Origin of the sequence: Pedobacter alluvionis (assembly GCF_003664035.1) — a bacterium.
Taxonomy (GTDB): Bacteria; Bacteroidota; Bacteroidia; order Sphingobacteriales; family Sphingobacteriaceae; genus Pedobacter; species Pedobacter alluvionis.
Genome location: NZ_RCCK01000012.1, coordinates 667,363 through 678,572 on the forward strand (window position 1 = coordinate 667,363; position 11,210 = coordinate 678,572).

General features: G+C 37.7%; 15 protein-coding genes. 6 read left to right on the forward strand and 9 right to left on the reverse strand.

Annotated elements, in window-relative coordinates; translation table 11 throughout:
• Positions 1 to 40 precede the first annotated feature (40 nt).
• Both BCL90_RS16740 and BCL90_RS16745 read right to left on the reverse strand, forming a co-directional pair.
• Positions 41 to 1,114 carry a DUF932 domain-containing protein gene (locus tag BCL90_RS16740; RefSeq protein WP_121285134.1) on the reverse strand — a complete coding sequence of 358 codons (1,074 nt, stop codon included), beginning with the start codon at positions 1,112 to 1,114 and terminating at the stop codon, positions 41 to 43.
• A 68-nt stretch (positions 1,115 to 1,182) separates the two neighbouring features.
• Positions 1,183 to 1,575 (reverse strand): single-stranded DNA-binding protein, encoded by a 393-nt coding sequence (locus BCL90_RS16745; RefSeq protein ID WP_121285135.1) that lies wholly within the window; start codon positions 1,573 to 1,575, stop codon positions 1,183 to 1,185.
• Between the two features lie 532 nt (positions 1,576 to 2,107).
• Here BCL90_RS16745 and BCL90_RS16750 point away from each other — a divergent pair.
• The 3 genes from BCL90_RS16750 (at position 2,108) to BCL90_RS25435 (ending at position 3,530) form a co-directional block, all read left to right on the forward strand.
• Positions 2,108 to 2,578 carry an SMI1/KNR4 family protein gene (locus BCL90_RS16750; RefSeq protein ID WP_121285136.1) on the forward strand — a complete coding sequence of 157 codons (471 nt, stop codon included), beginning with the start codon at positions 2,108 to 2,110 and terminating at the stop codon, positions 2,576 to 2,578.
• 58 nt (positions 2,579 to 2,636) lie between these two features.
• Complete coding sequence (locus BCL90_RS16755) at positions 2,637 to 2,969, forward strand: hypothetical protein (RefSeq protein ID WP_121285137.1); 333 nt, start codon at positions 2,637 to 2,639, stop codon at positions 2,967 to 2,969.
• A 309-nt stretch (positions 2,970 to 3,278) separates the two neighbouring features.
• Positions 3,279 to 3,530 (forward strand): hypothetical protein, encoded by a 252-nt coding sequence (locus BCL90_RS25435; RefSeq protein ID WP_134380691.1) that lies wholly within the window; start codon positions 3,279 to 3,281, stop codon positions 3,528 to 3,530.
• A gap of 233 nt (positions 3,531 to 3,763) precedes the next feature.
• Here the strand turns inward: BCL90_RS25435 and BCL90_RS16760 are convergent, their stop codons facing one another.
• Positions 3,764 to 4,201, reverse strand: coding sequence for a hypothetical protein (locus tag BCL90_RS16760; protein WP_121285138.1), 438 nt, complete (start codon positions 4,199 to 4,201; stop codon positions 3,764 to 3,766).
• Between the two features lie 3 nt (positions 4,202 to 4,204).
• On the reverse strand, positions 4,205 to 4,474 hold the full coding sequence (locus tag BCL90_RS16765) for a hypothetical protein (protein ID WP_121285139.1): 270 nt from the start codon (positions 4,472 to 4,474) through the stop codon (positions 4,205 to 4,207).
• Positions 4,475 to 4,775: 301 nt separating this feature from the next.
• On the opposite strand from BCL90_RS16765, the gene BCL90_RS16770 reads away from it, so the two are divergent.
• Positions 4,776 to 4,982 (forward strand): hypothetical protein, encoded by a 207-nt coding sequence (locus BCL90_RS16770; protein WP_121285140.1) that lies wholly within the window; start codon positions 4,776 to 4,778, stop codon positions 4,980 to 4,982.
• 247 nt (positions 4,983 to 5,229) lie between these two features.
• Here the strand turns inward: BCL90_RS16770 and BCL90_RS16775 are convergent, their stop codons facing one another.
• The 4 genes from BCL90_RS16775 to BCL90_RS16790 all read right to left on the reverse strand — a co-directional run bounded on the left by BCL90_RS16775 (position 5,230) and on the right by BCL90_RS16790 (position 7,631).
• On the reverse strand, positions 5,230 to 5,655 hold the full coding sequence (locus BCL90_RS16775; protein ID WP_121285141.1) for a tetratricopeptide repeat protein: 426 nt from the start codon (positions 5,653 to 5,655) through the stop codon (positions 5,230 to 5,232).
• Between the two features lie 3 nt (positions 5,656 to 5,658).
• Positions 5,659 to 6,096 (reverse strand): hypothetical protein, encoded by a 438-nt coding sequence (locus tag BCL90_RS16780; protein ID WP_121285142.1) that lies wholly within the window; start codon positions 6,094 to 6,096, stop codon positions 5,659 to 5,661.
• A gap of 239 nt (positions 6,097 to 6,335) precedes the next feature.
• Positions 6,336 to 7,073, reverse strand: a complete 738-nt coding sequence (locus BCL90_RS16785; RefSeq protein ID WP_134380694.1) for a hypothetical protein — start codon at positions 7,071 to 7,073, stop codon at positions 6,336 to 6,338.
• Positions 7,074 to 7,310: 237 nt separating this feature from the next.
• On the reverse strand, positions 7,311 to 7,631 hold the full coding sequence (locus BCL90_RS16790) for a hypothetical protein (RefSeq protein ID WP_121285144.1): 321 nt from the start codon (positions 7,629 to 7,631) through the stop codon (positions 7,311 to 7,313).
• Positions 7,632 to 8,071: 440 nt separating this feature from the next.
• Between BCL90_RS16790 and BCL90_RS16795 the strand changes: the two genes are divergently transcribed.
• On the forward strand, positions 8,072 to 9,049 hold the full coding sequence (locus BCL90_RS16795; protein WP_121285145.1) for a hypothetical protein: 978 nt from the start codon (positions 8,072 to 8,074) through the stop codon (positions 9,047 to 9,049).
• Positions 9,050 to 9,657: 608 nt separating this feature from the next.
• Positions 9,658 to 11,013 carry a toxin-antitoxin system YwqK family antitoxin gene (locus tag BCL90_RS16805; RefSeq protein WP_121285147.1) on the forward strand — a complete coding sequence of 452 codons (1,356 nt, stop codon included), beginning with the start codon at positions 9,658 to 9,660 and terminating at the stop codon, positions 11,011 to 11,013.
• 89 nt (positions 11,014 to 11,102) lie between these two features.
• Here the strand turns inward: BCL90_RS16805 and BCL90_RS16810 are convergent, their stop codons facing one another.
• Positions 11,103 to 11,201: a helix-turn-helix domain-containing protein gene (locus BCL90_RS16810; RefSeq protein WP_394341710.1), complete on the reverse strand. Its 99-nt coding sequence runs from the start codon at positions 11,199 to 11,201 to the stop codon at positions 11,103 to 11,105.
• Between the last annotated feature and the right edge of the window lie 9 nt (positions 11,202 to 11,210).

Sequence of the window (11,210 nt, forward strand, 5' to 3'; positions counted from 1 at the left end):
TAAAAAGCCACCACCTTTTCAGGTGGTAGCCTGTGGTGAATTAATTGAGGTTAAATATTTCAGCACCGTCAATGGCAAATGCTGTACACAGTTCAAATGCTTTTTGCGACTTCATCTGTGCTGTTCCACCCATGACAATGGATTGCAGTTTGGCTTCTCCGTCTTTATAGTTGCGGACGTTCTGATAATACCCTGTGACTGCATTGTAAGCCCCGAACAAAGTACCTTTGGTCGTTTCCATCTGTTGGGTATCGCTGATCATGGCGTAGGCAAAAGCATCATCAACGTTATTTTTGAATACTGTAGAGATTTCGTCTTCGTTGCCTTTTTGCAGGTGTTGCAGGGTTTCTTTATTCGGGCAAAGGGCTAACTGAATGAGTTTTTTAACTTCATGGTCATTGACTTTGACTTTTGCCCACTGGTTAAAAATGCCTTCCATTTCGTGGCTTAACTGATTGGCAAGCCCCATAACTTTATGAGCATCCTCTAACCGTTGCTTTGCTCCTGACGTGTGACGGATACGAACGACATTGCTCATATTGCGCAATGAAGCATTGAGGGTGTTCTGACATACGATTCTAATGGGTGTAAAGGCTGCCGTTATGCTTCCTGTACCATCGTGGGAAGTGGTCAGGAAAATATACTTTTCGGTTGCATCATCCCCGTTACCCACCCGAATATAATCGGGTAGTTTGGCGGTAATAAATATGCGTTCCCCGTTTCCCAATGCTCCTGCCGTCTCGTACAGAATACCATCCCCACCGCCTACAATGGCATCAAAGAATGAAAAGGCTTCACGGTTCTGTACAATCTGGTAGTCTTTGCCCACTACATCAAATGCTTGATTAGTGTCGCTTCTGTATGTTCCAAAGCGGTCGGGTATCATCATATTACTGCCTTCGATGATTTCACCATTTTCACCCATTGATAAGCCTTCACCCTCTATAAATACAGGTTTTTTGAGAACTTCGTAGTCTAAACCTGCGTGTTTGATGGCTTCTTCCGAGGTCGGGTAGTCTTCCACGATCTGCCCTAAGTTGTGCCAAGCTTTTTGCTGTACGCTGAAAAATGAATATTTTCCTGTCCTGTTGTTGAAATTAAGGTTATGTGCCATTATATTGAATTTTAAATTGTTGTTGAAATTTGATTTGTTGAATTTGATAGAGTAGAGTAGTTCAATGCTTAGAATGGCAGGTCGTCATCTCCTCCCTGCTTTGAAGATTTGCTGTCTTTTGCGTTTGTCGCAGGTTCTTCAGCAGTTGATTTCTTACCGCCTCCGTAGATTTTGATTTCCGAGGTGTGGAAATTCAATCCTGCATGGGCTTCCCCGTCACTTCCTTGCCACGCTCTTGCATAGGCTCTCCCTGCAAGTCCTACCAAAGTACCTTTGGTGAGTACCTTCGCTACTTTGGTGCTGATCCAGTACGCACAGTCGAAATAGGTGGTCTGTTCGATTCGTTCGCCTTGTTTGTTTTTGTAACTGTCGTTGGTAGCCACTGAGAAATTCACGACTTGTCTGTCTTCTGCTATGGTGCGTACTTCCGCATCCCTTGTCAGTCTTCCGATAATGTTCATAATTTTGGTTTTTAAAGGTTTTACAATCTGTTACTTTTGCTTTTCTCCCTTTCCAGCCCCCCTTCCCGTAAATTTTTTCAAAAGAAAAAATGGAAAAAAAGAAAGCAGACAATAACTGCGGTCAAAGCGTAAAAGCAAAAGGAAACGGAATAACTGGAGGGGACCCATTTATGGGGAGGAAACCGTTTATGCCGTCCCTTTTGATTGGAAGAGTGTAGTGGGTGGCCGCAGTACCTTGGCTGCCTTTTTATTCATTTCTTTGAAAAACTTTTTCACTCCAATTCCCATAGCATCATCAAGATTTTAAATTTTAACTCATCGATCTGCCTGTCCATAGGTTGGAATAACTTCAAGCTATAGGAAAGGAGATTATTATGATGCCTATCATGTGGTTGAAATAATTACAGCGGGGATGGTGACTTGTGGAATATATATATATCCTCCAAAGTTCCCGGATGAACGTCCATATCGCATTCATGGAAAGGGTGCACCCTCAAGAGATTTGTTTAAATAAATTTTGTAAATTAGGGATATGAGTGATTTTTTATTTTTAGATGATTATAGGGGCCAGGAAGACTCCCAAAACAACGACTTAGAGCATGTTTTCTATCCTCTTTCAAAATATGAAATAAAAAAAGCAGAAGACGAGTTTGGATATGAATTACCATCAGAACTAAAAGATTTCTATTTACAGATTGGTTATGGCTTTTTTCACAAATCTCTGGGGGAAGTTAATAGATTGATGGATACAACATCGCTTTATCAAATAAATTTGAAACAGGATGAATTTGAGAATGACCCTGATTTGGAAGTTTACGATGATTTGTATAACGGCGAAAAATTGTTATTTTTTGAAATAAATGAAGGTGTATATCTCGCCATTGATAAAGCTGATGAAAATGGCAAGAATAAGATTTATTATATGGATTCACTAATCGCGGATTCATTAGAGCACTTCATCAAATCTTTTATCGTAAATCCCGAAATGATCAATGAACTATAGTAATAGTGCGATATGTGATTTCCATGGTATATCTTTAGATAAAAACAAACATTGAATAATGAAAATAGATCAAGGATTATATCTTCTTAATGATGAAGAAGGACCGGATGAATATTTTAACGGAAGGTCGTTAAAGCATCTGTTTATTGTAACTAATCATGATGACTTTTTGATAGCATTAGAGGACTGGGCAAATGACAGGTATAGTTCGTGCAATGTTGCCGATATTCAATTAACTGGATTAGGAAATTACCAAATCAAGGTTCAGGTTAAGGATTGGACTGATGACCCAGCTCAGGAAATAGAATTGTACTTAATTAGAATTCCAACGGCATCAGAATGGTCACATTTGGGTTACTGGAACCATCAGCGTTTTTTAAAAATTGAATAAATTAATTTCCTCGGGTCAGAAACCCTTGAAGATTGAAAATTATGAGGGAATTTGATCCAAAGTATTTTATGGGAATAATGAATAAAAGAACTAGAATAATAATTGGGCTGATCATATTTTAAGAAGTAATCTCTCTTATCAGAGCATGTGCCATTTATTCATTTTATAACAACGATGAACTTTACGGAGACGGCGTCCCGCCACTAATAAATATGATAAAGAATTTATGTTAACACTTATACTATCGCTACTCATAACGATTTTTCTATGTTTGGTAAGTTTTTTCATTTTTAATCAAGAAAAGGCTTCTTGAATATAGATTTGAGGGTAAAATTATTTGTGGGAATACCAACACCAGTCAGGTATGTTTTGAAGAGAAAGGTCGCTAAAGTAAACAAAGGCATACTCAACCCGTCATATAATCAGAACCAATTAGTTCACCACCATCCAGTATTTATTGCATCAGGGATTGCAACGGCATCCTCCTGCAAAGGAGATACAGGGGAAAGCCCGGCCTTATGGGATGCCATAGGTGAAATGCTATTTTTTGTGAGACATTAACAGATGCAGATTATTAAATAAAAAATGAGATCATTGATGGTAAATTTTATTTACTTTTATGTTGAGAGCGTTAATAAGCGGGAGATTAATCCATAGGGTTTCTTCCGCTATTTTGCCGGCTAGTACACAAGGCTAATATGGGTAATGATGTTGCAATGGACCTGATATCACTGAAAATTTATCCATTTGGACAGGAATCGCGGAAGAAGAACTAAAAATGTGAGCGCATGTTTTTAAAGAATTTCACTGCTTTCTACAGGAGTGTTCGATTTTACGATATTCCCCATATCGTCATAATAGTTATATCGCTCAAATTGACAATCTTTTAATTCATAATTTTCTCCATTACTGATTACAAAATGTTCCCCGTTTTTTATTTCTGCACTTTCCACACTGAACAAAGCTGCTCCTGTTTCAATCTGCTGTCTCCATCCAATTATATCTTTTGAATATGATAATCCATAAAATCGTTTTTCATCAGGGGTAATGATGATAAAATTTTCATTTATAACACCTCCGCTTTTAGGAATCAATGGTTTATTAGCATCTGTTATTGCACTGACAAAATTATCTTTATCAATTCCTCCCATATTGCTTCTAATGCGAATATATCTATATTCTCTAAATTCAAATTCTTCTTTTCCAGGAAGATATACTTTCTCTACTTTCATAATTTAAGGTGTTATTTCGAATTTTACATTACTGATGCCATTTTGACTAAAAACTTGTGAATAAAGGCAAGCTAAATCCTGGCTATTTATAAGATGTATTACTTCGTCAGATGCATTATATTTTTTAAGCATTTTGTTTTGCTCTGTAATTGCCCAAGGCTTTGTATCAAGGGGATTTCTCAAAGTTTTGTTCCAATCTTCCACAAATTTTGCTTCAATAGCTACGGTTTTACCATTTATATTAACAACATTATCGGCAACACCATTGACCAATTGACCAGCTCCTACCGCAGAGTATGCTAATATAAAACTTTTCTATCACAGAAAGGTTTATTGTTAAGCCTTGGTCATCACCTACGACGTTCCAAATAGACGGCAAAAAGCATTTTTTTGAATTTACCCTGGGAAAAAGAAAGGTTCAATCAATTTCAAACCTGGATATAAAATGAGTGCCTGTTGCAACTAAAAAGAACGACATGTAAGAAGTTAAAAAAGAAATCATTTTAATATCTTTAAAGCATGAAAAATGGATCAATCCTTCCAGAAATTTTAAAAGCATCAAGATTATTGTGATATGAACAAAAAATTTGTCGATCAGGTCGAATCAACTGCAAGGCTTCAGTTTAAGTTATTTGATGCTGAAACGAAACTGGAAGAAATGATTGGTCAAGTTAAATCTTTTGATGTTTCAGATGACGTGAGGCAAAAATTATATGATTGGATAAATGAAATGAGGCCTAATTTGATGAAGGCAATAACTTTAAAGGAAATACAGCAATAACCCCGGTTAATTCAATGAAAGAAGGTCGCCCGTCCGTGGAGGCAAATGCATGAATGAAAGGTAGTGCACTGGGGATATTTTAGGCAACCGCAAATGCCGATTAAGCTGCTCATAACTGGGTGGCTTTTTTATTTCTTTTCTTTGCGAACTATCCTTCAGGGATGATTTTACTAAAAAAAGATCAGAAAAATTAAGAGAAAGCTTACAAAAAAAATCAACAAATTTTTGATGTTTATTCAGAAGATTATTATAATGAAACTATATTTTCTATTAATTCCAGATATTTATAATCATCGACTTTAAATATTTCTTTCCCTCCCAACATATATGCACTTATGAAACATTCTTTTGATTTTTCAGAATGTCCCATCACAAAATAATTTCTTCCTAAAACATACCAAACATAAGTATTTTCAAGTGCCGACTCACTTTGTAAAGCTTTATTGTAATAGTAATCAGCGATACCAAAATCATTACTTTTATGATACGCATCTCCCAACGCAACAAAAACGTTTACACTGATTTGCCATTCTTCTTTTGGTTCGGGAATCTTTTCAAGTGCTAAATCATATAAAGTTATTGCTTGCTTAAAATCAGAGCTTTCAAATAAAACATCACCCTGATCAAGCTTGCTGATGATTTCCTGATAAATATGGTTAGGTATTTCTTCCATTACTTAGTGAATAAATTTATCTGGGTTTTTGTAGAAATCCAGATATTTAGGATCTTCATTTTCAAAATATCTAAATCCTGCATCTTTTGTGACATACTGCCACTTTTCATACGCGTCACCATAGTTTCCAGTTTCAAAGAAGTAACGTGCTTGATTATGTTGTACCTCATACTCCGAAAGATGCAGATGATTATTATTTTCAATCATTCTATTCAACCAAACCTTCGCTATCGTATAGTTTTTATTGTTCATACAATGCTTAAAACACATTTTGCAAAAATTATACTCCTGGTTCCAGGAACTTCGAGGTTCAGGGAATTTTCGCCATGCCTCTTCTGACAATCTGTAAAAATCATCCATATTTCCTGCCTTCAAACTATCTACAGCTTGCTTCCCTAAGCTAATAACATGCTGAAATAAATCTTGCTCTAATGCCGCCATGATTTTATTTTATTTTATACATTTTTTTTGGTGCATCAGGTAAATCAGTAGCAGATTTCCCCAAAATTGCCCCTTGCTTCTATTTGTGCTAAAATATTCAAATACATAATTACTGTCAAGCATCCATTTTCGAGCCTCTTTGAACTCCGCACCTAAATACGTCCTGTCTGATTCCAATAAGTAGCAGCATCATGTAAATCGGATATGATATTCTACCATCACCTTACCCCGCTTTATTACTAACATGGGAACCACCAGTGCAGCGAATATAATTTTCCATTCTTGATGAAAATGTTTACGTGGCCGTCAGAAATATTACCCTTATCCTCTCTTAACTGTATTACCTGTAGCACGCCTTCACCAGCTACATGCATAGTACCGATGTGTTCAGTCGCATTTGGAAACAACCTTGTGAGTTCAACCAATGTGGTGTGCTTGTTGAGGGTTATGTTGTGAAAAACAATGAAATCGCCGTAGCTGAACTTTATCTCATCGATAGCTACCTTGCCCCGGGAACACTCAAAGCGCGATCCATTTTTATATAAATATTGGGCTTCAGGATCGATTGAACCATCGGCTTCCTGAAAAATGTTAGTGCAAGGTTCTTCCTCGCTCAATAGTTTGGTACTGTCCGGTTCGCCCAGCACTGACCGGAATTCACTAAAAGAAAAAAAGCGTTTTAATCTGCCGTTAAAGCGGATCTCTTTTTGATCCAGCACTTCTATGGCAGTATCCCTTATTGCTTTGTTTCCTGAAACCCTCAAAATCTGCGGTTTTGGGTTTTGGATAACCTGCTCCGGCCTACTTCCTTTTTGTGCTACCGCCTTAGAGGATTGTTTAGGATCGCCACTACAAGAAACGATCAGTAAACAGAGCATTCCACTTAACAGGTGAAACAACCAATGATTCGATGACCACAGACTTGTCGGTTCGCAATTTTTAAAAGATTCACAGGTAAAAGAGATAGTCTTAGGCATCCTACTGAACGGTTATAGTTATGCGAATATAAACGTTTCTATCGTAAAAATGTTTATTGTAGACGCCGGGTACTTCAGCCCAACTTAAAAACTAAGGTTGATCAATAACAGGCACATATGAACTAACATGGTTCGGTTTTATGATCCGATTATAATCAATTCCGGCTAAAAATAACTTAATCATGCGTATCGCAGCGCGGTTCATCACACCCAAGATGCTTTGAATAAAGGTTCCATTTATTTATCAAACTCCACCCATTTCTTCTCGAAATAAACGGTCGCAGGTTTCTTCCCGTTCCCACTGATGTCCGCCTGGATAAAAGATCCATGCTCCTCTTTATATTTAATGACCAGTCCGTCCCGCTGCGCAGAATCATAATAAGATCCGTAAGGACATTTAAAAGGATTGTCTTCAACATCTGAAGTGAAAACAGAAAACAAAACCATCTTTCTGGCATTGGTATCAGGAGATTCGTACCCTATGATCCGATAGTCAGCGCGGATATTGCTGTACACCTGAAAAATACTGTCACGTTTTGAAATCACAGCTCTTTGCATGGCTTCCTCGCTGATTTCAGGCGGAACATACGTGCTGCTTTTTGTGGTGTCGGGTAAATTTTAAACCTTTTGCAGGCTGGAATCTTCCCTGTTCTCAGCCTTATCGACTGGACTGACCTTCCGATTATCATGGCTGCCTGAATTACAGCCTGAAACAAATAACAATCCTAAAATGACCATTGCATTGAAGCAAACGTTTCTTCGAAAAGGAGTTGCTTTTTTTTGAGTTTACTCATTCGTTTTTCTATAATATCTATCAATTAAGCGGCTTCTGCGCATTTAGGATCTGTCGGTAATGTTTATTTTATTTCATTCCCACAGATTTTTAAATTATCTTCCGAAAGTTTTTTCCGAAGGAAAACACGCCATAACCACAAAGTATACATCTTTTAATTTCACTTGAACCCTTTTAAGGGGAATTATTTAAATCATATCAAGATATGAAAAAAATGCTTTTAAGTTTAGCAGTTATTACAAGTTTGACGGCATGCTCTCAGGTCAAAGATGAGATGGCGCAGAACAAGAACATCAATGCAAACAATATAGTCGAAGAGATTACAAAACACATTAAACATTACCCTTCCGAAAAACAATATACTTTTACCTATAACAATCAAAGGTGCTATTTCGAAATCCTGGTCAATGATATGCCCTCATTCAAAGAATATGAAGAGGATCAAACCGGTTCTGCATTTCCAATAAATGATGCCATTTTTAAAACTGGTAAACAAAAGATTAGCTTTAAAATCTATCCTGCTGGCTCAGAAGTGCTTCCAGAGAATACAGATCTAAAATTGATATTAAGTTCCTATGATCAGAAAGATAAGAATGCAGATGACATAACCTATATGGAATACCGCATTCCAAAAAATGAAATAAAGGTAACAGAGAATTATACTAAACATACATTTGCGGGTGTAGGAAAGGCGTTTTATGAAGGTAGCTTTGAGATTAATGTAGAAGTTCCGTATACCAGTCAACTTCCATTTGAAAAAGCACAGGATTTGCGTAAAATAGATCAGAAAAAGCTGGAAGAAAAATTGGTGAATGAATATAATAAGGTCCGCAATATTTACCAGGGTAAAGACAAAGATAAAGTTGCCCGCCTTTTATTTGATAAATTAAAAAATCAGATGGTGGCAGAGTACGCTTCACCTGAAAAAGTAAAAGCCGCCTGGAACGAGGCAGGGGAAATACTATTCAAAAGCGACTTCGAAATGCTACCTGTTGAAAAATATCAAATGCGTTTCTTTGCGGACGGAAGATTGGTTGCACTTTATGCAGATGGTTCTGACCCGAAAACCAGAGGGGACAATGCGCTGATCTGTAATATGAAATCCGGCTACGGAAAAGGACTTTTTGAACTAAAACATCTATTCTATATTCCGCAAGGCGAGACTGAGTTTAAAATATATTAAATTGGTATCGTTGGAATACCTGACAAAAAATTTTAGATACATTAGACTATGGCAGTATCCGTCCTACCAAGTACATCTGGACTAAGTAATTTTCGGTATTTTAGGTTTGCCTACATGAATAACCTGAAAGAAAAGTGCAGCGGAAATGGGCGAACTTTTCATAAAATTTAAATGGAGATACATAATTTATTTTGAAACACGCTTAACGGATTGATTCTTTAGAGAATTACAAAAAGGTCATCTCAAATTGAGCCAAAGTATTCATGGGAATAATGAATAAAAAAACTAAAATAGCCATTGGGCTAATAACATTTCTAGAGGTAATCTTTCTTATAAGAGCATGTGCCATTTATTCTTTTTATAACAACGATGAACTTTACGGAGACGGCGTTCCCGATACTAATAAATATGATAAAGAATTTATATCTACAATTCTGTTATCTCTACTAATAACGATTTTTATATGTTTGGTAATTGTTGTCGTTTTTAAGCAAAAAAAGGCTACTTGAATGTTGACGTGAGGATAAAATTATAGGTGGATAAATTTGCCGTTTATAGGTTACCAAACGGTGTAATTCGTATTAACAAATATACCAACTTCAGTAAGTATGTATGACCGTTTAAAAAATCTCCTATCGCCGATCTTCATCTTTTGCCTTGTACTCTTGATTCTCAACGACTTCCTGCTGAAAGCTACTTTTCATAATGTGCTTACCGGTAAGCTGTCTGATTTTTGTGGACTGTTCATTTTTCCTGTTTTTTGGTCGGCACTCTTTCCCAAATTTAAATCCTGGATCTTTATCCTAAGCGGCATACTGTTCGTTTTCTGGAAAAGTGAATATGCTTCCGGATTGATTGAATTGGTGAATACCTTCTTTCTCCTCCAGCGGACTGTTGACCCTACCGATTTGCTGGCCTTACCGGTGTTGCTAGTGGGCTGGTTGCATGTCAAAGGTAGAAAACAGATAGTAATCAGTAACTCTCTATTGCCGCGGCTGGCCACTGCGTTTATCGCCATCGTTACCATTTTCTCCTTCTGCGCCACCAGCCAGAGGCCATATCTCCAATCTTTTGACCATCCCCAGTATGTGCTTTTACGATCTTCTGTAACTCCGGACGTGAAGCTTTATGATGAATTTGAATTTTACAGAAAAGATTCGTTGCTCGTTGTTAAGGTCAACCATACGTACGTCAGCCGGCCTGTTATGGACGACGATTATAACAAGAACAATTCTCTAAATGATCTTGATATCCATGCGCGGGGGCAGATAGTTGACAGTACGAGCCTGATGCCACCGGGAAAAATCACTGCCCTGACCATAGAGACCCCACAGGGCAGCGATGCTTTAAGGTTTAAGGGCGGGCGACTGGACGGCAGATTCACCCGGACAAAAAACGGTAGGATGGTTATTGAAGGATTCTATAAGATGGGCATTGAAGACTCTGTTTGGACCTTAAAAGATAGCAGCAATACGGTGATTAAGCAGACCATTGTGAATGGGGAGCGAATCAAAGTTGAGCAGTTCCGGGATGGTAAGCTCCTTTCCTCAAGCGGCATCAACACCCGGGCAGACAGCATCAGGAATATCTACATCAAAATCGGAATGCTGGCACTTTGCATGGCCGGCATTATCCTCGTATTACGGCGGAATTACCGCGAGACCTCTCCTAACCAACTTGCGCTCAAAACGGGCTGGAAATGGCTATTGTGCCTGATTTCCCCAATTTTTGTCTGGCTATCCTATCTGGGATTAAACATATTGCTCATAGATTACAGGCCTGATATCTTTGAGACGCTGGCGACCATTATTTTCATCTTTATGGCAACCTGCCCGCTGATGTTTGTTGCCGTCTTTCGGATCAAGCTGAGAAAGGAAATCGATATTGTATTGTACTGCTTGTTATTTGGGCTTGCATGCAGCATTTGGACAATTAGTGGAATCCTTATTGAACTTGTTTTTTAGCTTAATCTATCGGTAAAAGTATTCCCTGAAATAAATTTCTTTGCGCGCCAGCCTCCAACTGTCTTTTTACCAATTGAGTATACGCTGGCTTAATTTAATTTCCTATATTCTTGAGGTGTCATTCCTGTTTTGCTTTTAAACAAACGATTGAAATAATGCGGATAGTTAAACCCCAAACTGTAGGCGATACCACTTAC